Below are 19,517 nucleotides of genomic sequence, written 5' to 3' on the forward strand. Positions count from 1 at the left end.
GGGGCCTGCGCGCGTGCGTGAAAAATGCCGTAAGAAGCTGTAGGGAAACACCCGATGCGACGCTGCAGCGTCGCTCGTATGATGCGGGCTGTGACGTTGATCACGTTCACAGGATTCCGATCTCGATGCCGTTCGCCCGTGAGGCTGAACGGCTTTTTTTTATGTGTCGCTTCCCGCGAGCAGGCGCCGCCGCGCATCGAGACGCGCGAGCAGCATGCGCCTCGCCTTGTCGTCAGATGCCCGCCAGCCCTTGATTTCCTCGCGCGTGCGCAGGCAGCCCGCGCACCAGTCGGTACGCGGGTCGATCCTGCATACGTCCGTGCACGGCGAAGCGACCGTGCCGACCGTTACCGGTGCGTCGCTCATGCGTCGTTGCGCAGCGCGACGTCCGCGACCGGCGCGCCCGTCAGCGACACGAGTTCGGCCGGCGACAGGTTGAACACCGCATGCGGATGGCCGGCGGCGGCCCACAGGCTGTCGAGCTCGAGCAGGTCGGCGTCGATCAGCATGACCGGTTCGACCAGATGACCGATCGGGCACACGCCGCCGATCGCATAGCCGGTGTTGTCGCGCACGAACTTCGCATCCGCGCGGCCGACCGCGCCGACCTGGGCGGCGACTTTCTTCTCGTCGACACGGTTCACGCCGCTCGCGACGACGAGCACCGGCGCGCCGTCCGACTCACGGCGAAACAGGATCGACTTCGCGATCTGCGCGACCGAGCAGCCGAGCCCGGCTGCGGCCTCGGCCGAGGTTTTGCCGGTTTCGGCGAGCATCACGATGCCTTTCGCATGGCCGCGCTCGCGCAGCAGCAGCGCGACGCGTCGCGCGGAATCGGGGAGGGAGTCGAATGAAGCGGGTGTCGTCATGGGGGTAGTCCGTGAAAGTCGGAGTCAGACGCAGTTCGCGGCGTCGGCCGCGCTCTGGGCCTTGGCGAGCAGCGCGCGACCGGCGCGCGACACGTTCGCGCGGCCGATCGCGTTCGAGATGAAGTCGCCGGCGGCGACGACCTGTGCGAGATCGATGCCGGTATCGATGCCGAGGCCCTGCATCAGGTACAGCACGTCCTCGGTCGCGACGTTGCCGGTCGCGCCTTTCGCATACGGGCAGCCGCCGAGGCCGGCCACCGATGCGTGGAAGATTTCGATCCCCTCGAACAGCGCCGCATAGATGTTCGCGAGCGCTTGGCCGTAGGTGTCGTGGAAGTGGCCCGACAGGCGTTCGCGCGGGAACACGCGCGTGACGGCGGACAGCACTTCGCGCGTGCGCTTCGGCGTGCCGACGCCGATCGTGTCGGCGATGTCGATCTCGTCGCAGCCGAGCGCGGCGAACCGTTCGACGACGTCGACCACCGACGCGACCGGCACCTCGCCCTGGTACGGGCAGCCGAGCGTGCACGACACGCTGCCGCGCAGCCGCACGCCGGCATCCTTCGCGGCCTTCGCGACGGGCTCGAAGCGCGCGATGCTCTCGGCGATGCTGCAGTTGATGTTCCGTTGCGAGAACGCCTCGCTCGCCGCACCGAAGATCACCACTTCGTCGGCGCGTGCGGCGAGCGCATTCTCGAAGCCCTTCAGGTTTGGCGTGAGCACCGAATACACGGTGCCCGCGCGGCGCTCGATACCCGCCATCACGTCGGCGCCATCGGCCATCTGCGGCACCCATTTCGGCGACACGAACGACGCGGCCTCGATATTGCGGAAGCCGGCGTGCGACAGGCGGTCGACTAGCGCGATTTTCACATCGGTCGGCACGAAGGTCTTTTCGTTCTGCAGCCCGTCGCGCGGGCCGACTTCGACGATCTTGACGGCGGTGGGGAACGTCATGGTTGTCTCCGGTTTCATGTAGGACGAATTCAGTAGCCGCGCGCGTAGTCGACGATACCGCCGACGCGCTCGCCGCGCGCCAGAGCACGGATCTTGCCGGCGATCTGTTCGACGGCTTCGTCGCGCAGCGTCTCGGCCGAGCTGTGCGGGGTGATCGTGATGCGCGGCGCGTGCCAGAACGGATGATCGGCCGGCAGCGGCTCGTGCTGGAACACGTCGAGCGTCGCGGCGGCGACCCGGCCGCTCGCGAGCGCGTCGAGCAGGTCGGCTTCGACGAGATGCGAGCCGCGCGCGACGTTCACCAGATATGCCCCCGGCGCGAGCCGCGCGAAGGTGCGCGCCGACAGGATCCCGTCGGTATCGTGCGTGCTCGGCAGCAGGTTCACGAGCACCTTCGCGCCGTCGAGGCACGCGTCGAGCGCGCCGTCGCCCGCGAAGGTTTCGATCCCGTCGAGCTGCTTCGGGCTGCGGCTGTAGCCGCGCACCGGCAGGCCGAGCGCCGCGAGCGCCTGCGCGACCCGCGCGCCGAGCACGCCGAGGCCGAGTACGGCGACGGTGAAGCCCGCACGCGGATGCGGCACGAGCGTCTGCCAGCGGCGCTCGCGCTGCAGCGTTTCGTATTCGTCGAAGCGGCGCAGGTAGCGCAGCACGGCATGCGCCACGTATTCGATCATCTGCTGCGCCATGCCGGAATCCTCGAGGCGCACCAGGGGCACGTCGCGCGGCAGGGTGCCGGGCTGCTCGCGCTCGAGCGCGAGCAGCGCGTCGACGCCCGCGCCGAGGTTGAAGATCGCGCGCAATCCGTCGCGCGGCGTGAAGAACTCGCGCGGCGCCCGCCACACGAGCGCGTAATCGGCGGGGGCCGTGTCGCCCGGCTGCCACGCGCGCAACTCGGCCTCGGGCAATGCGTGCGCGATCGCGTCGCGCCACGCGGCGGCTTCCTGGTGCGGCGAATGGAACAGGAGCTTCATGCGCTTACTTCGCGAACAGCTGGCCAATGTCGGCGAACGCCTTGAACTCCAGCGCGTTGCCGCACGGGTCGAGGAAGAACATGGTCGCCTGCTCGCCGACCTCGCCCTTGAAGCGGATGTGCGGCTCGATCACGAAGCGCGTGTGCGCGGCCTGCAGTTTTTCGGCGAGCACGTGCCACTCGTCCATCGACAGCACGACGCCGAAATGGCGCACGGGCACGTCGTCGCCATCGACCGGATTGACCGCGCTGGCGCCGGTTTCGTTCGGCGCGAGGTGCGCGACGAGCTGGTGCCCGAAGAAATCGAAGTCGACCCAGTGCTCGGAGCTGCGGCCTTCGGGGCACCCGAGCAAGCCACCGTAGAATGCGCGCGCGTCGACGAGGCTCGACACGGGAAAGGCGAGGTGGAACGGGCGCAGCGCGCCGGCGGGCGTAGCGGACATCGGGCGTCTCCTGTCGACCGGAACCGGCGCGGCAGCGCCCGGCCCGATCCGGTGCATGGCAAGCGGGAAGCCCACATTCTACGGTCTCGCGGCGCATTGCGCCGTCATGACGCCGCCGGCCCGCGCGGCATGGGCCGGGCGCGCGGCGGGCGGTGCAAAAGCAAAGCACAAAATATTGGTTCGGCCGCCGTGCGCGGCGCGCCACAATCGAAGCCCGTCTCCAAGCAAAGCAAGCGAGGGCAATCATGCGCGCATGCAGCAAATCGGCGTGGCCGCCGCGGCTCGTGACCGTTCCGGGCCTGCACGGCAGCGAAGGCGCTCACTGGCAGACCTGGCTGGAGCGGCAGTTCCCGCGCTCGCTGCGGGTCGAGCAGGCCGACTGGGATGCGCCCGACCTCGCGGGCTGGGCGCAGTCGGTCCGTGCACTGCTCGAGCGCGAGCGTGGCCCGTTCGTGCTCGCCGCGCACAGCTTCGGCTGCCTCGCGGCCGCGCATGCGCTCGCGCAATGGCCGCACGCGGCCGACGTCGCGGGCGTGCTGCTCGTCGCCCCCGCCAGCCCGAAGAAATTCACGTTCGCCGGGCCGTTCGACGCCCGCCGGCTCGCGGTGCCGTCGATCGTGATCGGCAGCGAAACCGATCCGTGGATGCCGCTCGCCGATGCACGCACGCTCGCGCAGCGGCTCGGCAGCGCATTCGTGAACCTGGGCGACGCGGGACACATCAATACCGCGGCCGGCTTCGGGCCATGGCCGCGCGCGAAATACTTCGTCGACACGCTGGTGCATTGCGCGGCGCCGCTGCGCTTTCGCGAAGCGGACGAGAACGTCGATGCCGCGCTGGTCGATCGCGCGCTCGCGTACGCGATCTGACGCCGATCGGCGCGCGCCGCGCGGCTCGCACCGCGCGGCTCGCACCGCGCAACGACGTGCCGCCGTGCTTACGACGCGGACACGGGCCGCACCGCGGCCGGATCCGAATAGCTCGGCCGGCCGTTCTCGACGTGACCCGCGAAGCGGCGCGAGAACGTGCCGCTCGCGCCATCGCTCACCGTGACGTCATACCAGTGGTGGCTCGACGCGAGCGCCCATTGCTCGACGTGCTCGCCGCCGCCGTGCAGCGTCGCCTGGCGGGCCGGCGCGCCGTACGCGTTGTCGGTCAGCGTCAGCGTGACGTGGCCCGCGCCATGGTTGCGCAGCTTCAGGTACAGGTTGCCGTTCGCGATGTCGTAGCCCGCCTTCACTTCGGGCTGCGCCTGGTTGCGGCTGCGCGCGGTCGCGGCCGACACGTTGCCCGAGAACATCCGCACGAAACCGTTCGGGCCATACACCGAAAACGCATACACGCCGTTCGTCACCGTCAGGTCGAAATCCGCATGCAGCACGCGGCGCGCGCCGACCGTATAGCGCCACGGGCCGTCGGTGCGGTTCGTCGAGTACACGTGGAAGTGCGCGCCCTGGTTGCCGCGGTTCGCGAACTCGATGCGCAGCGTGTTGCCGCCGTAGATGCTCGCGTTCATGTGCAGTTCGTACGGCAGCGCACGCGCGGGCCGCACGCCGGGCTCCTGCGGCTCGACCGGCGACGGCGTCGCGGGCACGGTCGGCGCGGGCTGCGACGTGCACTGCTGGTCCGCGATCGATCGGTACTGGCTCGTGTCGGGCAGCGTCGGGAACGTCGCGTCGGACGAGCGGAAGTCGAACGCGGCGGTGAGGTCGCCGCAGACGGTGCGGCGCCACGGCGTGATGTTCGGCTCGTCGATGCCGAAGCGCTCGCCGATGAAGCGGATCACCGACGTGTGGTCGAACACCTGCGAGCACACGAAGCCGCCCTTCGACCACGGCGACACGACCGTCATCGGCACGCGCGGCCCGAGACCGTACGGCAGCCCGTCGGCCGTGTAGCTGCCGCCGCGCCCCGGGTTCACGACCGTATGCAGCTCGCCGTCGGTCGTCACGGTCGACACGCCCTGCGCGGCCGATGTCGGCGGCTGCGGCGGCACGATGTGATCGAAGAAGCCGTCGTTTTCGTCGTACATGATGAACAACACCGTCTTCGCCCACACGTCCGGATTCGACGTGAGCGCGTCGAGGATCTGCGACGTGTAGTTCGCACCGTACGCGGGCGTGTATTTCGGGTGCTCGGAGAACGCGGCGGGCGGGCACAGCCACGACACCTGCGGCAGCCGGTCGTTGATCACGTCGTCCTTCAGGTTGTCGAGCGTGCGCACCGTCTGCGCGCGCTGGTACAGCGGCGAACCCGGCTTCGCGTTGATGAAGTTCGCGAAGTTCTGCAGGATGTTCGTACCGTAGTTGCCGTTGTACGGATCGTCGCCGGTCGTGCCCTGCTGGTAGATCTGCCACGACACGCCGTGCGCCTCGAGGCGCTCCGGGAAGGTCGTCCACGACAGCAACTGGTACGCGGGCGGCACGTCGCCGTCGACGTAGTCGCTGTTGTCGAGCAGCGGGCCGCCGAACTTGCCGGTCGGGTCGACCGTGCCCGTCATCAGGTACGAACGGTTCGGGTGCGTCGGCCCCGGCAGCGAGCAGAAGTAGTTGTCGCACACGGTGAACGCATCGGCGAGCGCGTAGTGGAACGGAATGTCCTCGCGCACGTGATAGCCCATCGTCATGTCGGTCTTGTTCGCGGGCCACTGATCGTAGCGGCCGGCATCGATCGCCGCGTGCGTCTTGTACCACGAGTGATCGAGGTCGCCCACGCACTGCGCGCTCGTCGTCAGCGTGTTCAGGCGGAACGGCAGCACCGGCCTGGCCGGATCCGCTTTCGACGGCTGGTACCACACCGGCTGGCCGCTCGGCAGCGGGATCGGGAAGCGGTCGTTGTAGCCGCGCACGCCGCGCAGGTGTCCGAAGTAATGGTCGAACGAACGGTTTTCCTGCATGAACACGACGATGTGCTGGACATCTCGGATCGTGCCGGTGCCGCGTGCGGCGGGAATCGCGAGCGCGCGGCGGATCGATTCGGGGAAGGCGTTGAGCGCGACGGCGGCGCCCGCTGACTGTGCGACGGTATGCAGGAAACGGCGGCGGCTGGATGACGTCATGTTATTTCACCTCGGTTCTGCGATCGGGGGACAGGGACGGGAACGCGGATCAGTGCGGCGACGACGCGACGTCAGGCGCGACCGGGGTCGTCGCGGTCGTCGCGGACTTCGCGTCGTCGTCGTCATCGGGCGGGTAATGGATGACGGGCGGTGCGAGCGGTGCGGCATCGGACGCGGCGGCGTTTGCGCCTGCATCGTTGTTGAACGCGCTCGCGGAGCCGGGCGATGCGTGTGCCTGTTGCGGGGCGTCGGCCGCCTGCCGTGCGTCGTGCGACGCGTCGTCGCTGCAGGCGGCGGTGACGACGGCGGCACACAGTACGACGACGAGGGCAACGCGATGCATGACTTCTCTCCGGGCAGGCTGACGGGAAACGTTTTCGAGTATGCCGACGCCGTGCGACGTTTCGGTGAATCGTTTGCGACCGGGGCGTGATCGCAAAATGCTTTCGATGTGCCGACCGAATGCTTTCGGCGTCGCGGCGGCCGCGTTTCAGCGGCGCGGCGTTCTGCGCCGCACTTCGCTGCGCAGCCAGTCGAGCCACGTGCGGATCGCCGCTTCGTGCGGATGATCGGGGCGCCACACCACGTAGTGGGCATACACGTCGGTCACGCGCACCGTCGACACGCGCACGAGCGTGCCGGCCGCGAGTTCAGGCTCGATCAGCGAGCGGCGCGCGAGCGCGACGCCGCGTCCTTTCAGCGTCGCGTCGATCAGTGCGTTGGCATCGGTGAAGCGCGGCGCGCGCGCGGATTCGGTGAGGTCGAGCCGCGCGGCCTGGAACCACGGCTCCCACGGTTGCGCGGCATGGCGCAGCAGCGTCGCACGCACGAGATCGGCCGGCGTGCGCGGTGCGATGCCGTCGCGATTGCGGTACGCGGGGCTCGCAACCGGAAAGACCGTCTCGTTCATCAGCTTCTCGGCGACGACGCCCGGCCACGTGCCGGGTCCGTAGCGCAGCGCGACGTCGATGCGGTCGCGCTTGCGCAACGGCGCGAGCGCGGCGTCCGGATGCAGCACGATCGCGATGCGCGGATGCGCGGCCGCGAAACGCGGCAGGCGCGGCGCGAGCCAGCGCTCGGCGACGCTCGGCAGCACGCTCACGTGCAGCGTGACGTCGCAGGTGCGCGGGCGATTGCGTCCGCCGAGCGCCGGCTCGAAGGCGCGTTCGAGCACGCTCAGGCCCTGGCGCACCTGCAGCACGAGCGCGTGCGCGGCATGCGTCGGCGTCGCGCCGTTGCGCTCGCGCGTGAACAGCGGATAGCCGAGCTGCGCCTCGAGCGTGCGGATGTGCTGGCTGATCGCGCCTTGCGTGAGCGCGAGTTCGTCGGCGGCACGCGTGAAGCTCTGCAGCCGCACGGCGGCTTCGAACGCGCGCAGGGTCTGCAGCGGGGGGAGATGGATACGTCGCATCACGCATTAGTATCACTCATGCCCGAGCACGACAATTCATCGTTTGCGGCGGCGGGCCCTGCGTTCCTACACTCGGTTCCATCTTTCAACAGGCCCGCCGGGCAACGCCATCATGAACGCATATCGTCTCTATCTTTCGCCGGGCGCATGTTCGCTCGCCGCCCACATCGCGCTCGAGGAAACCGGCGCGCCGTTCGACGTCGAGATCGTGTCCGTGCGCGAGCAGCAGAATCTCGACGCACGCTATCTCGCGATCAACCCGAAGGCGCGCGTGCCCGTGCTCGCGATTCCCGGCGAGCCGCGCGTGCTGACCGAAACGCCCGCGATCCTCACGTATCTCGCGCGTCGTCATCCGGACGCGCGGCTGCTGCCGCCCGACGATCCGCTGCGCGAGGCGCGCTGCCACGAATGGCTCGCATGGCTGGTCGGCTGGGTGCACGGCGTCGGCTACGGCACGTTGTGGCGCCCGGGCCGCTTCATCGGCGATCCTGCGCTGCATGGCGCGATCAGCGAACACGGGCGCGGGCTGATCGATGCGGCGAACGCGTCGATCGAAGCCGCGCTCGCCGACGGGCGAACGTGGGCCGAGCCGGACGGCCATTCGATCGTCGATCCGTTCCTGCTCGTGCTGTATCGCTGGGGCGCCGCGATCGGGCTCGATATGACGACGCATCCCGCGTGGAGCGCGCATGCGCAGCGCGAGGCCGAACGGCCGGCTGCGCGGCGCGCGCTGGCACGGGAGCACGGCTGACGAGGCTAGCTGCGGCCGTCCCGCGGCATGGCCGTTTCGTTCAGCGTTTCGTTCGGATAACGAAGTTCGGACGTGTCCAATTGTCATGTCGCACGCAATCCGATTGAATGAGAACCATTCTCATCAATGGAGTGGAGTGAACATGAGCCGTTGCATCCTGTCGAGCGCGACGCCGCCGCGTCGTGCGACTGCGTCCGTCGCATTCGCGATGATGACCTGTGCCGCCGCGCCGGCATGTGCGGAAGAAGGCGAGCCGCGGCGCGCACCGCAGTTGAGCCCGATCGTCGTTCACGACGATCGCGACGCCGGTTCGCGCGTCGACCGGTCGGGTTCCGCCAAATATGCGACGCCGCTGCTCGACGTGCCGCAGACGATCACCGTCGTGCCGCGCGCGGTGCTCGACGAACAGCAGGCGCTGAGCCTGCGCGAAGCGCTGTCGAACGTCGCCGGCATCACGTTCAACGCGGGGGAAGGCGGCGGCGGGTCGGGCGACATGTTCAATATCCGCGGCTTCGGCGCGAACGCGAACCTGCAGCTCGACGGGCTGCGCGACAGCGCGCAAAACAATCGCAGCGACCTGTTCAACGTCGAGGCCGTCGAGGTGATCAAGGGGCCGAACTCGGTATTCGGCGGCGCCGGCACGACGGGCGGCTCGGTGAACCTGGTCAGCAAGACGCCGAAGTCCGGCGCGTTCACGGAGGCCGGCACGACGCTCGGCACGTCGGACTACCGCCGCGTGACGCTCGATGCGAACCGGCCGTTGCCCGACACCGGCGGCCGCGCGGCGTTCCGCCTGAACGCGATGGCGCACGTCAACGCCGTGCCGGGCCGCGACGACATCCGCAGGCGGCGCTGGGGCGTCGCGCCGTCGCTCGCGTTTGGTCTGGGCACGCCGACGCGCGTCACGTTCGGCTATTTTCACCAGTACGACAACAACCTGCCCGACTACGGGCTGCCGGCGCGCGACGGCCAGGTGCTGGCCGGCGTGTCGCGCGACAGCTATTTCGGCTGGCGCAATCTCGATCGCGAACGCATCACGTCGGACGCCTTCACCGTGAAGGTCGAACACGACGTGTCGCCCGGCCTGAAGGTGCAGAACCTGAGCCGCTATGCGCACCTGAATCGCGACACCGTGATTTCCGCATCGCACGTGAACCAGCAGGGGCTGCCGCCGGGGCGCTACAAGCCGGCCGGCCCGCAGGGCTACGGCCGCGACGTGTCGACGGCGATGTGGGCGAACCAGACGAACGTCACGAGCGCGTTCGATACGTTCGGCGTCGGGCACACGCTCGTCACGGGCTTCGAGATCTCGCGCGAGACGTACGGCCGCACGACCTATTCGTACGGACTCAACCGGTTCTACCCGGTGAACGGTTTCGCGCTCGCCGCCCCGCCTGGCGTATGGCGGGGCCCCGCGCAGCGCCAGGACAGCGCACGCAACGACACCGCGCTCGTCGTGAAGGCGCTGTACGCATTCGACACGATCTCGCTCGGCCGCTACTGGGACGTCGACGTCGGGCTGCGGCACGACTGGATCGACGGCCGGGCGGAAGGGACCTCGGCCGGCAAGCCCACCGAGCGCGCGGATAGCGCCGACCGTCACCTGAGCACGCGCGCGGCGCTCGTGTTCAAGCCGACCGATAACGGCCGCGCGTATTTCGCGTATGGCACGTCGTTCAATCCGTCCGCCGAATTTCTCGTGACCACCGGCTCCGGCGTGAGCGCGGCGACCGGCGCGCTCGCGCCCGAGAAAAACGAGAGCATCGAGCTCGGTGCGAAATGGGAAGGGCTGGCGGGCGTGGCGCTGAACGGCGCGCTGTTCCAGACCGAAAAGAAGAACGCGCGCGAACGCATGGCCGACGGCAGCTACGCGCTCGCGGGCCGGCAGCGCGTGCGCGGCATCGAGCTCGGCGCCGCCGGCAAGGTCACGCCGCAGTGGGACGTGTTCGCGAACTACACGTACCTGGCGAGCGTCACGCTCAGTTCGCCGTCCTCGCCTCGCCGCGACGGGCAGGCGCTCGGCAACACGCCGCGGCATGCGTTCAACCTGTGGACGACCTACCGGTTGCCCGCGGGCTGGACGGTGGGCTACGGTTCGCACTTCGTCGGCCGGCGCAACGTGACGTCGCAGGGTGACGGCAAGCTCGGCGCCTACTGGGTGCACAACCTGATGGTCGGCTACGACGTGAGCCGCAGGCTGCGCTTCCAGCTGAACGTCGACAACCTGTTTGATCGTGCCTACGTCGAACGCGTGCGGCAGGTGTCGGGAAGCGAATCGCGCTCGTCGGCCGTCGAGTTCGGCGACGGCCGCTCGGCGATGCTGTCGGCCGTGTACAAGTTCTGATGGTCTCGAGCAGGGACCGCGCACGGCAGCCGCTTGTGCCGCTATCGCGCAAACAGCGGATAGGTCGCGCCCGCGATCGCCGCCGCCGCGAGCCAGACCACGCTCCACGAACTCGCGGCGAGCAGCGGCGGAATCGCGAGCGGCGTCGCGAACAGTCCGAGATATACGATCGTGTTCGCCATCCCGAGCGCGGTGCCCGCTTGTTCGGCGCCCGCGAGTGTCGCGAGCTCGGTGTACGCGACGCCGTGCCACGCCGACACGCAGATGCCGGCGAACACGAGAATCGCGACGATCGCGGCGAGCGGCACGTGCGGGCTGCCCGCCGTGGCGGCCGCGAGCAGCGCGAACGAGCCGGCCGCCACGCATACCGACCCGCGCAGATACGCGCGCCGGTTGCCGTGGCGATCGGTATGGCGGCCGCTCCACACACGCATCGCCATCGCGCCGAGTTGCAGCGTGACCATCGCCGTGCTGATGCCCGCGAGGCCGAGCCGGCCGAAATCGTGCAGGAACACGGTCGCGAATGTGAGCACCGCGAACTGCGGCGCGCATAGCGCACCGATGCCGAGCACGATACGCCAGACGGCGCCGCTTGCCAGCGGATTGCGCGCACGCCGCGCCGGCGGTTGCGGTGCGACAGGGCGGTTCGCCCCGACGCGCACGGCATGCGCCGCTGCCGGCGCGTCAGGCGGCTCGTGCAGCCAGCGCCACGTCAGCGCGGCCGATCCGGCGCACAGCAGCAGCAGCGCGCCATACACCGCGGCGAAGCCCGCATGCGACGCGAGCGACGGCAACAGCGCCGCGCCGACGCCGCCGCCGAGCGGCACGGCCGTCTGGCGGATGCTCATCGCGAGCCCGCGTTCGCGCTCGCCGAACCAGCGCATCACCGCGCGTCCGCTCGACCCGTTCACGCTGCCGCCGAGCAGGCCGACGCAACACATCGCGGCGGCGACGCGCATGAGCGGCGGCACCGCATGCGCGGTCGGGACGATCGTGGCGATCATCAGGGCCAGCATCGCGGCGGTCGCGACGAGGCCGGTGAGCAGCACGCGGCGGTCGCCGAAGCGGTCGGCGGCCATGCCCCACGGCAGCTCGGACAGCGCGACGCCTAAGCCGAGCGCGCCCAGCACGAGGCCGAGCGCACCGTTGTCGAGATGATAGGCCGAGCGCATCCAGACGGCGGTGGTCGGGATGCCGGCCGCGGCGGCGGAAAAGCTCATGTTCGCGGCGACGCCGGCTGCGAGCACGCGCCAGCGATGGGCCGGCCCGCGCGCATCGCGCGCGGCCGGGGACGGAGAGGCGAGGCAGGAGGTATCCATGGCGACGGAGTCCGGTGGAAATTGACATCGCCAGTGTGGCGGACTATTTTTGTCCTGAAAATCGGAAAGTTTTTGATAAATCGTTCGATAAAACGGGATGATTGAGATGTCCGAACACGACAATGACCTGAGCGCGGCCGCCGACGCCGCGCTGGCCCGGCCGAACTTCGACGTGGCGGCGTTGCGCAGCCTCGTCGCCGGCGTGGATCTCGGCAGCTTCGCGAAGGCGGCCGATCGCGTCGCGCGTTCGTCGTCGGCGGTGAGCGCACAGATTCGCAAGCTCGAGGAACAGGCCGGCACGCCGCTGTTCGTGAAGGCCGGGCGCGGGCTCGCGCTGACCGACGCCGGCGACGCGATGCTGCGCTATGCGCGGCGGATGATCGAGCTGAACGACGAGGCGGCCGCGGCCGTGCGCGGCGTGAATCTCGACGGCTGGGTGCGGGTCGGCCTCCAGGAGGACTTCGGCGAGGCGATTCTGCCCGATGTGCTCGGGCGTTTCGCGCGTGCGCATCCGAAGGTGAGGATCGAGGCGCGCGTCGCGCGCAATGCCGATCTGCTCGACCGGCTCGATGCGAACCAGCTCGACCTCGCGCTCGTGTGGGGCGACCCGGCGTCGGCGGCGCTGATATCGCGGGCCGGCATCGACAGCGACGTGATCGCGCAGGTGCCGATGCGGTGGATCGCGGCGGCGGGCGCGGGAAGCTTCGGCATGCCGGACGGCGGCCACGCGGATGCGGCGGACGACCGCGACGCGGGCATTCGTGCCGTGCGTGCGTCGGGCGAGCCGCTGCCGCTCGTCGTGTTCGACCGGCCGTGCCGTTTCTTCGGTGCAGCCACCGACGCGCTCGACCGCGCGGGCGTACCGTGGCGCGTCGCGTTCACGACGCCGAGCCTGGCCGGGCTGTGGGCCGCGGCGGCGGCCGGCCTCGGGCTGACGGTGCGCTCGCACTACGGATTGCCGGCGTCGGTGCGGGTGCTCGACGCGGCGTCGTTCGGGCTGCCGGCGCTGCCGGGCCTGCCGTTGATGCTGCTGCGGCGCACGTCGTCGATCACGCCGAGCGTCGAGCGGCTCGCGCGGATCGTCACGCAGGCGGTGCGGGATGCGACGGAGGAGGCGATGGCGCTCGCGGCGTGACGCAACGGCCAGGCGCAGCAGCCGGTTGTGCCGGCGCCCGTCGCCCGGGCTGCGCGTCGCTGCCTATGCCGCAGCGATATCCAGTGCGATTTCGCCGAGCGGGGCAAGAATGGCAGCCAGCCTCTCCCGCAACGCGTCGCTCGCCGGCACGAACGGCAGCCGCAACCCATCCTCGCACCACCCCTGCGCCGCCAGTACGGCCTTCACCGGCGCGGGGTTCGGCTCCGCGAACAGCGCCGCGACGAGCGGCTGCAGTGCGACCGACAGCCGCCGCGCGTCGGCGAGCCGCCCGTCGCGCAGCAGCGCATGGATGCGCACATGCCATTCGGGCAGCACGTGCGCGCTGCTCGCGATCGTGCCGTGCGCACCGGCGCACAGCGCCGCGAAGTTCTGGTTGTCGTCGCCGGAGAAAATCGCGAGCGGCGTGTCGTGTACGAGCCGGCTCATCCGGTCGAGCGTGCCGCCGCACTCCTTGATGCCCGCGACGCGCGGATCGCGCGCGAGCGCCTGCAGCGTCTCGAGTTCGATGTTTACGCCCGTGCGGTACGGGATGTTGTAGACGAGCACGGGCAGATCGGCCGCGTCGACGATCGCCTCGACGTGGCGGCGGACGCCGTCCTGCGTCGGCCGCACGTAGACGGGCGGCGTGACGAGCAGCCCGTCGGGCCGCAGCGCGGCGAGTTCGCGCGCGCGGGCGGCCGCGAAGTGCGTTGCGCTCGCGGTGAGCCCGACGACGATCGGGCACCCGGGCACCGCGTCGCGCAGCGTCGCGAACACGGCGTCCTGTTCGCGTGCGTCGAGCAGCACGCCTTCACCGGTCGTCGCGCCCGCGACGAAGCCCGCGATGCCCGCGGCCGCATAGCGACGGGCGAGTCGCGCGAGTGCGCCGTGATCGACTTCGCCGTGGTGGAACGGCGTGATGATCGGCAGCCAGATACCTTCGAAACGTGTGTGCATGCAAAACCTCATGGTGGAAACGGAGTGGGAAGGAACCGTTCCGCCGGCGGAGTGCCGGCGCGAGGCATGCGAGCAAGGAAAAAGAAACGACCTGCGGGCATCCCGTCCGGCATTCGCCTGACGGGACGCGACGTCCCCGTCAGTCGAGGCGTCGTTTTTTGAGTTTCAGCCCGGCCGCGCGCGCACCTGCCGCGACGGCGGCGAGGATCGAGGGCGAGCGCAGGGCAGCGGACATGGATGAACCGGGAAAAGGGTTGAGCGGCGATCTTAACACCGGATCCGGCGCATGCGCGAGCGGTGCGCGCCGTTTAGCAGGATTCGAGATTTGCTTTGCATGACAGATTGGAAAGCGCGCCGCGCCCGACCGCTAGAATGCCCGCTTACGTTTCGATGACAGCGCGTACGCGTGCCGTCACGCACATCCACCACCACTGAACGGGGCATATCACGATGGCAAGCATCAAGGGGATCGGCCGCTGGCTGCATACGGGCACGGCGGCGGCGCTGGTCGTGGCGGCGACGGCCGCGCACGCGGATACGTCGATCCTTAACGTGTCGTACGACGTGACGCGCGAGCTGTACAAGGACATCAACACGAGCTTCGCCGCCGCCTACAAGCAGCAGACCGGCGAAACGGTGACGATCAAGCAGTCGCACGGCGCGTCGAGCGCGCAGGCGCTGTCGGTGCTGCAGGGGTTGCAGGCCGACGTCGTGACGATGAACCAGCCGAACGACATCGACCTGCTCGCCGAGCGCGGCCAGCTGCTCCCGAAGGACTGGCGTGCGCGCTTCCCCGACGCCAGCTCGCCGTATTCGACGACGATGGTGTTCCTCGTGCGCAAGGGCAACCCGAAGGCGATCAAGGACTGGAGCGATCTCGCGAAGCCGGGCGTGCAGGTGATCATCGCGAACCCGAAGACGTCGGGTAACGGCCGCTACGCGTATCTCGCCGCGTGGGGCTACCAGAAGCAGAAGGGCGCGACCGACCAGCAGGCGCTCGACTTCGAGAAGGCGATCTTCCGCAACGTGCCGGTGCTCGACTCCGGCGGCCGCGGCGCGACGACGACGTTCACGCAGCGCGGCATCGGCGACGTGCTGGTCACGTTCGAGAACGAAGTCGCGCTGATGGACACGGGCGCATCGGGCGCGGAATTCGACGCCGTGTATCCGTCGGCGAGCATCCTCGCGGAGCCGCCGGTGGCCGTGGTCGACAAGGTCGTCGACAAGAAGGGCACGCGCAAGGTCGCGCAGGCGTATCTCGACTATCTGTATACGCCGCAGGCGCAGGAGATCATCGCGCAGCACCATCTGCGCCCGCGCGACGCGAACGTACTGAAGAAGCATGCGGCCGAGTTCAAGCCGCTGAAGACGTTCAGCGTCGAACAGGTTTTCGGAAGCTGGGCGAACGCGCAGAAGACCCACTTCGCCGACGGCGGCACGTTCGACCGCGTGATCGTCGACCGGAAGTAAGCCGGCGCGGCGCGCGCCGCGCGCATGCAAGCAGGATGACTGCGAAGCCGGCCGCTCATGCGGCCGGTTTTTTCGGGGGTGCGGGTGGCGCGGCGACGACGGCTACGCATCGGCGCGCATTCCCGGCCGCCGCCTTCGCGTGCTACGCTCATCGCCTCCCTGCTTCAGGCATCGCGCGATGAACGTCGATTCGTCCTCCCCGGCTTCCCGCGGCCGAGGCCGCAAGATCTGGTCGGGCACTCGCCCCGTGATCGCATACGGGATGCCGCCGCTCGGCTGGCGCGACCTCTATCACCGGGCGCTGACGGTGAGCTGGCCCGTGTTCTTCCTGTCGCTCGCGATGCTGTTCCTGCTGCTCAACGGGGGCTTCGCGACGCTCTACCTGCTCGGCCATGCGCCGATCGCGAACCAGTCGCCGGCCGGATTCGGCGGCGCGTTCTTCTTCAGCGTCGAAACGCTCGCAACGGTCGGCTATGGCGACATGCATCCGCAGACCGTCTATGCGCACCTCGTCGCGACGTTTGAGATCTTCGTCGGGATGTCGGGCATCGCGCTGGCGACCGGCCTCGTGTTCGCGCGGTTTTCGCGGCCGCAGGCGAAGATCCTGTTCGCGCGCTACGCGATCGTGCGGCCGCTGAACGGGCGCATGACGCTGATGGTGCGCGCCGCGAATGCGCGCCAGAACGTGATCGCCGAAGCGCAGGCGAAGCTGCGGCTGATGCGTGTCGAAGGCACGCACGAGGGCTATACGCTGCGCAAGATCCACGATCTGCCGCTCGTGCGCAGCGAGCATCCGATCTTCCTGCTCGGCTGGAACCTGATGCACGTGATCGACGAAGCGAGCCCGCTGTTCGGCGAGACGCCCGAATCGCTCGCCGCGCGCGACGCGTCGCTGCTGATCACGATCGAGGGTTCCGACGAGACGACCTCGCAGGTCATGCAGGCGCGCTACGCATGGGCGCATGCGGACATCCGCTGGCGTCACCGCTATGTCGACCTGATGCACGACGAGGGCGGCATCACGCACATCGACTACACGCATTTTCACGAAGTCGTGCCGGTCGATGCCGATACCGACGAACGCGGTTCGCCGGGGGCGGTGGTCGAAGCCGGCGCGGCGGCGCAGGCGACCGGGCCGGCTGCATGACGCTGCCGGTCGGCGCACCCCGGCATCGGCAGCCGGGCGCGGCCGCCGTCACCGAATGCCGCGCCGTTCGCGCGTCACGGATGCAGCAGGCGCGCCGCTTCGCGCTGTTCGACGGCGACCGCGCGGCGATAGCCGTCGCGGTCCTCGGCGCGCGCGACATAGTCGCCGAGCACGCCTTCATGCGGCAGCAGGTGCGCGTCGAACGCGATCTTCAGCGTGCTGGCGAGCAGCAGGTCGGCCGCGGTGAAGCGGTCGCCGACGAGCCAGCGGCTATGGGCGAGCGTCTGCGCGAGCGCACGTTGCACGCGCGTGATGTTGCCCCAGCCGAAGGCGACCGGATTGCCCGACGCGCCGGTGAATTTCTCTGCCATTGCGGGCTCGAGGCAGGTGGGCGTGAAGAACATCCACTGCAGGAAGCGGCCGCGCAGCGGGTCGTCGGGCGCGATGCCGAGCTCGGCGCCGGGACAGCAATCGGCAAGATAGAGCAGCACGGCGCCGGATTCGGCGAACGGTTCGCTGCCGTCGTCGAGCGCGGGCAGCTTGGCCATCGGATTGACCTGGACGAACGCGTCGCTGCCCTGTTCGTGCGACCGCAGGTCGATCGGCACGAGCTCGTAGACGGCGCCGATTTCCTCCAGCATCCACAGCGCCCGGAATGCCCGGGTTTTCGGCCAGTAGTAGAGCTTCATCGCGCCTCCGCGTATGGTGTGCGTGTCGGTTCGGTGGATGCTCAAGCGTACCCGAGCGGGAGCGGTTCGGACAGGGGCGGGCGGCAGAGTGACGCGCGGCGGGGCATGCGGATCGACGGTGAGTCTCGCGCAAAGCCCGTATGCATGGTGCGTCATGAAATGACTGGTTATAAATTAACTAGTCATGAGTCGATTGCTTGAGCCTTGCTCAAGGCGACGCACGTCTGCAATGTCCCGCCGACGTTGCCATGTGGTGTCGCAACCGGTCGGACGAGCAATCGACGCCGCCTGTCCGCATGCTGCAAAACGAGGAGGCCGGACCGCCGCACACCCGGCTGCCCGACCATTGAAGTCGAACGCGAAGCGACGCGATCACGTCCGGTGAGTCAGGCGCTGCGATCGTGCACCGAATGCCGGTTCGATTGCATGCGGACAAGGATCAGGAATGGCGAACGACGATCGCACCAGAATCATTCCCCGAAGAACGCCGGAGTCGGCGGCGATGCGTGCCGACCTCAAGCGGACGATGGCCATCACCGCGCGGCTCAATCGTCTGACCTTCGACGATGCGGAAGAAGTCCGCCGATTGTTCGGTGAACTGATCGGCAAGCCGATGGACGACGGGTTTCTCTTGATTCCGCCGTTCTACGCGACAGGCGGCGCCGATACCCGGATCGGCCGCAACGTCTTCATCAACCAGAACTGCACGTTCTACGATCTCGGCGGCCTCGACATCGGCGACGACGCGATGATCGGGCCGAACGTCAGTCTCATTACGTCCGGACATCCGGTCGAACCTTCGCGCCGGCGCGACTGCGTCGTGGCCCGGCCGATCGTGATCGGAAAAAACGTGTGGGTCGGCGCGGGCGCGACGATCATCGGCGGCGTGACGGTCGGCGAGAATTCGGTGGTCGCCGCGGGCGCCGTCGTGACCCGGGACGTTCCGCCGGATACGCTCGTCGGCGGAAACCCGGCGCAGATCATCAGGTCGATTGCGGAATGAGATCGTTCGCGGCGGCCGGCTCGCTTGATCCGCCGCCGCAGGACGGATGTGGACAACTGGCCTTTCCGCCCACTCGAAATGCTGTGCAGCCGAACGGTGAGCACTCGGCCGGAGGCCGAATCGGCGTGGTTTTTCGGCATTGGGCGAGTATCGCGGGCAGACGCGCAAATCGACTCGGCCGGTGCACCGGCAGCGAATCTTCACGCAATTTCCGTTGTGGATAACCCGGCATCGAAACCACTCGACACGCTGTGCATTCGACAGGTGAGGGTAACCGGATGCAGCCGGATACGAGGCAAGGGGTGTGGACAACCGGGGTGCACAACGACGAAAAATGCTGTGCTTCCGGATGGTGAGTGCCAAAGTCCGATTGCCCGCAGGGCTTGTCCGGCGCGGATTTCCGCGCCTTCCGCGAGAATCCGGAGCGCCGCGCATTCTAACGGCTCATGCGGATTCGCGATAGGTTCGGGTGGATGTCGCGGTGTGGATATCCGGTCCCGGAAGCGACTCGACGCGCTGTGTATTTCAGCGGTGAGCGTAAGTGCCTGATCGAACCATGCGTCCGCTTCCATTACGTTGGCACGGCCCGGAGCGCCGCGCATTCTAACCGCACTCGCGCATGTGTGTTCCGTTCCGATGGGGATATCCGGCTTCCCAGGCAACTCGGCACGCTGTGCATTTCATGGGTGAGTGTGAGTACGCGTTCGGCCGCGAGCCAGTCCCAGCGCGGCTGACGGCAAGATTTGCGACGCGCCGGGGCGCTCGTCGCTCGGGCCTGTCCACGCTCGAATCGGCACCCTCGTTCGATCGAACGCTTGATGCTCACCGTTGGAATGCACAGCATTTCGAGTTGCTGGGGCGGTCGGCCCATTCCCGTCGATCGGCGCGCGCGTGCGACCCCATGCCAGTGCTCACCGTCGGAGTGCACAGCTTTTCGAGTTGCCGTGGATCGGGCTATCCACAACCCGGTCGGCATCGTCTCGAGATCGTGCGC

Annotated in this window: 18 protein-coding genes; 7 read left to right on the top strand and 11 right to left on the bottom strand. The window is 68.8% G+C overall.

The window, feature by feature from the left end; all coding sequences use genetic code 11:
- Positions 1-159: 159 nt before the first annotated feature.
- The 5 genes from DIE13_RS14015 to DIE13_RS14035 are packed head-to-tail and all read right to left on the bottom strand — an operon-like array spanning position 160 to position 3,239.
- The gene (locus tag DIE13_RS14015) at positions 160-366 is read right to left on the bottom strand and encodes a DUF1289 domain-containing protein (protein WP_124827759.1); all 207 of its coding nucleotides are present in this window, start codon (positions 364-366) and stop codon (positions 160-162) included.
- A complete protein-coding gene (locus DIE13_RS14020; protein ID WP_098550417.1) occupies positions 363-869 on the bottom strand; it encodes a YbaK/EbsC family protein in 507 nt (168 codons plus the stop codon). The genes DIE13_RS14015 and DIE13_RS14020 overlap by 4 nt, the downstream gene beginning before the upstream one ends.
- Positions 870-893: 24 nt before the next feature.
- Positions 894-1,826 (bottom strand): hydroxymethylglutaryl-CoA lyase, encoded by a 933-nt coding sequence (locus DIE13_RS14025; RefSeq protein WP_124827760.1) that lies wholly within the window; start codon positions 1,824-1,826, stop codon positions 894-896.
- A 29-nt stretch (positions 1,827-1,855) separates the two neighbouring features.
- Entirely contained in the window at positions 1,856-2,797 is a 942-nt protein-coding gene (locus DIE13_RS14030) for a glyoxylate/hydroxypyruvate reductase A (RefSeq protein WP_124827761.1), read from the bottom strand.
- Between the two features lie 4 nt (positions 2,798-2,801).
- Positions 2,802-3,239, bottom strand: coding sequence for a VOC family protein (locus DIE13_RS14035; RefSeq protein ID WP_175750961.1), 438 nt, complete (start codon positions 3,237-3,239; stop codon positions 2,802-2,804).
- Positions 3,240-3,484: 245 nt separating this feature from the next.
- On the opposite strand from DIE13_RS14035, the gene DIE13_RS14040 reads away from it, so the two are divergent.
- Complete coding sequence (locus DIE13_RS14040) at positions 3,485-4,108, top strand: RBBP9/YdeN family alpha/beta hydrolase (protein WP_124827762.1); 624 nt, start codon at positions 3,485-3,487, stop codon at positions 4,106-4,108.
- 68 nt (positions 4,109-4,176) lie between these two features.
- Here DIE13_RS14040 and DIE13_RS14045 read toward each other — a convergent pair whose 3' ends face one another.
- The 3 genes from DIE13_RS14045 to DIE13_RS14055 form a co-directional block, all read right to left on the bottom strand.
- Entirely contained in the window at positions 4,177-6,297 is a 2,121-nt protein-coding gene (locus DIE13_RS14045) for a phosphocholine-specific phospholipase C (protein ID WP_124827763.1), read from the bottom strand.
- 49 nt (positions 6,298-6,346) lie between these two features.
- Positions 6,347-6,640, bottom strand: a complete 294-nt coding sequence (locus DIE13_RS14050) for a hypothetical protein (RefSeq protein WP_124827764.1) — start codon at positions 6,638-6,640, stop codon at positions 6,347-6,349.
- 147 nt (positions 6,641-6,787) lie between these two features.
- Positions 6,788-7,708, bottom strand: coding sequence for a LysR substrate-binding domain-containing protein (locus DIE13_RS14055; protein ID WP_124827910.1), 921 nt, complete (start codon positions 7,706-7,708; stop codon positions 6,788-6,790).
- 112 nt (positions 7,709-7,820) lie between these two features.
- Between DIE13_RS14055 and DIE13_RS14060 the strand changes: the two genes are divergently transcribed.
- Together DIE13_RS14060 and DIE13_RS14065 are read left to right on the top strand one after the other, a co-directional pair.
- Positions 7,821-8,459: a glutathione S-transferase family protein gene (locus DIE13_RS14060; RefSeq protein WP_124827765.1), complete on the top strand. Its 639-nt coding sequence runs from the start codon at positions 7,821-7,823 to the stop codon at positions 8,457-8,459.
- 142 nt (positions 8,460-8,601) lie between these two features.
- Positions 8,602-10,803 (top strand): TonB-dependent siderophore receptor, encoded by a 2,202-nt coding sequence (locus tag DIE13_RS14065; protein WP_124827766.1) that lies wholly within the window; start codon positions 8,602-8,604, stop codon positions 10,801-10,803.
- A 41-nt stretch (positions 10,804-10,844) separates the two neighbouring features.
- Here the strand turns inward: DIE13_RS14065 and DIE13_RS14070 are convergent, their stop codons facing one another.
- Entirely contained in the window at positions 10,845-12,122 is a 1,278-nt protein-coding gene (locus DIE13_RS14070) for an MFS transporter (RefSeq protein WP_124827767.1), read from the bottom strand.
- Between the two features lie 97 nt (positions 12,123-12,219).
- On the opposite strand from DIE13_RS14070, the gene DIE13_RS14075 reads away from it, so the two are divergent.
- Entirely contained in the window at positions 12,220-13,257 is a 1,038-nt protein-coding gene (locus DIE13_RS14075) for a LysR substrate-binding domain-containing protein (RefSeq protein ID WP_124827768.1), read from the top strand.
- A gap of 63 nt (positions 13,258-13,320) precedes the next feature.
- Here the strand turns inward: DIE13_RS14075 and dapA are convergent, their stop codons facing one another.
- Positions 13,321-14,214, bottom strand: a complete 894-nt coding sequence (dapA, locus tag DIE13_RS14080) for a 4-hydroxy-tetrahydrodipicolinate synthase (protein ID WP_124827769.1) — start codon at positions 14,212-14,214, stop codon at positions 13,321-13,323.
- Between the two features lie 450 nt (positions 14,215-14,664).
- On the opposite strand from dapA, the gene DIE13_RS14090 reads away from it, so the two are divergent.
- Both DIE13_RS14090 and DIE13_RS14095 read left to right on the top strand, forming a co-directional pair.
- Positions 14,665-15,684, top strand: a complete 1,020-nt coding sequence (locus tag DIE13_RS14090) for a sulfate ABC transporter substrate-binding protein (protein WP_124827770.1) — start codon at positions 14,665-14,667, stop codon at positions 15,682-15,684.
- A gap of 178 nt (positions 15,685-15,862) precedes the next feature.
- Positions 15,863-16,831 carry an ion channel gene (locus tag DIE13_RS14095; protein ID WP_124827771.1) on the top strand — a complete coding sequence of 323 codons (969 nt, stop codon included), beginning with the start codon at positions 15,863-15,865 and terminating at the stop codon, positions 16,829-16,831.
- 74 nt (positions 16,832-16,905) lie between these two features.
- Here the strand turns inward: DIE13_RS14095 and DIE13_RS14100 are convergent, their stop codons facing one another.
- Positions 16,906-17,520: a glutathione S-transferase family protein gene (locus DIE13_RS14100; protein WP_124827772.1), complete on the bottom strand. Its 615-nt coding sequence runs from the start codon at positions 17,518-17,520 to the stop codon at positions 16,906-16,908.
- A 445-nt stretch (positions 17,521-17,965) separates the two neighbouring features.
- Here DIE13_RS14100 and DIE13_RS14105 point away from each other — a divergent pair, with 445 nt between their 5' ends.
- A complete protein-coding gene (locus tag DIE13_RS14105; protein ID WP_124827773.1) occupies positions 17,966-18,523 on the top strand; it encodes a sugar O-acetyltransferase in 558 nt (185 codons plus the stop codon).
- Positions 18,524-19,517 lie beyond the last annotated feature (994 nt).

Source organism: Burkholderia sp. Bp9016 (assembly GCF_003857765.1).
Lineage (GTDB): Bacteria > Pseudomonadota > Gammaproteobacteria > Burkholderiales > Burkholderiaceae > Burkholderia.

Bases quoted from the DNA above. Each gene is read 5' to 3' on its own strand.
- DIE13_RS14015 (WP_124827759.1), bottom strand. From the start codon at position 366: ATGAGCGACGCACCGGTAACGGTCGGCACGGTCGCTTCGCCGTGCACG.
- DIE13_RS14020 (WP_098550417.1), bottom strand. From the start codon at position 869: ATGACGACACCCGCTTCATTCGACTCCCTCCCCGATTCCGCGCGACGC.
- DIE13_RS14025 (WP_124827760.1), bottom strand. From the start codon at position 1,826: ATGACGTTCCCCACCGCCGTCAAGATCGTCGAAGTCGGCCCGCGCGAC.
- DIE13_RS14030 (WP_124827761.1), bottom strand. From the start codon at position 2,797: ATGAAGCTCCTGTTCCATTCGCCGCACCAGGAAGCCGCCGCGTGGCGC.
- DIE13_RS14035 (WP_175750961.1), bottom strand. From the start codon at position 3,239: ATGTCCGCTACGCCCGCCGGCGCGCTGCGCCCGTTCCACCTCGCCTTT.
- DIE13_RS14040 (WP_124827762.1), top strand. From the start codon at position 3,485: ATGCGCGCATGCAGCAAATCGGCGTGGCCGCCGCGGCTCGTGACCGTT.
- DIE13_RS14045 (WP_124827763.1), bottom strand. From the start codon at position 6,297: ATGACGTCATCCAGCCGCCGCCGTTTCCTGCATACCGTCGCACAGTCA.
- DIE13_RS14050 (WP_124827764.1), bottom strand. From the start codon at position 6,640: ATGCATCGCGTTGCCCTCGTCGTCGTACTGTGTGCCGCCGTCGTCACC.
- DIE13_RS14055 (WP_124827910.1), bottom strand. From the start codon at position 7,708: ATGCGACGTATCCATCTCCCCCCGCTGCAGACCCTGCGCGCGTTCGAA.
- DIE13_RS14060 (WP_124827765.1), top strand. From the start codon at position 7,821: ATGAACGCATATCGTCTCTATCTTTCGCCGGGCGCATGTTCGCTCGCC.
- DIE13_RS14065 (WP_124827766.1), top strand. From the start codon at position 8,602: ATGAGCCGTTGCATCCTGTCGAGCGCGACGCCGCCGCGTCGTGCGACT.
- DIE13_RS14070 (WP_124827767.1), bottom strand. From the start codon at position 12,122: ATGGATACCTCCTGCCTCGCCTCTCCGTCCCCGGCCGCGCGCGATGCG.
- DIE13_RS14075 (WP_124827768.1), top strand. From the start codon at position 12,220: ATGATTGAGATGTCCGAACACGACAATGACCTGAGCGCGGCCGCCGAC.
- dapA (WP_124827769.1), bottom strand. From the start codon at position 14,214: ATGCACACACGTTTCGAAGGTATCTGGCTGCCGATCATCACGCCGTTC.
- DIE13_RS14090 (WP_124827770.1), top strand. From the start codon at position 14,665: ATGGCAAGCATCAAGGGGATCGGCCGCTGGCTGCATACGGGCACGGCG.
- DIE13_RS14095 (WP_124827771.1), top strand. From the start codon at position 15,863: ATGAACGTCGATTCGTCCTCCCCGGCTTCCCGCGGCCGAGGCCGCAAG.
- DIE13_RS14100 (WP_124827772.1), bottom strand. From the start codon at position 17,520: ATGAAGCTCTACTACTGGCCGAAAACCCGGGCATTCCGGGCGCTGTGG.
- DIE13_RS14105 (WP_124827773.1), top strand. From the start codon at position 17,966: ATGGCGAACGACGATCGCACCAGAATCATTCCCCGAAGAACGCCGGAG.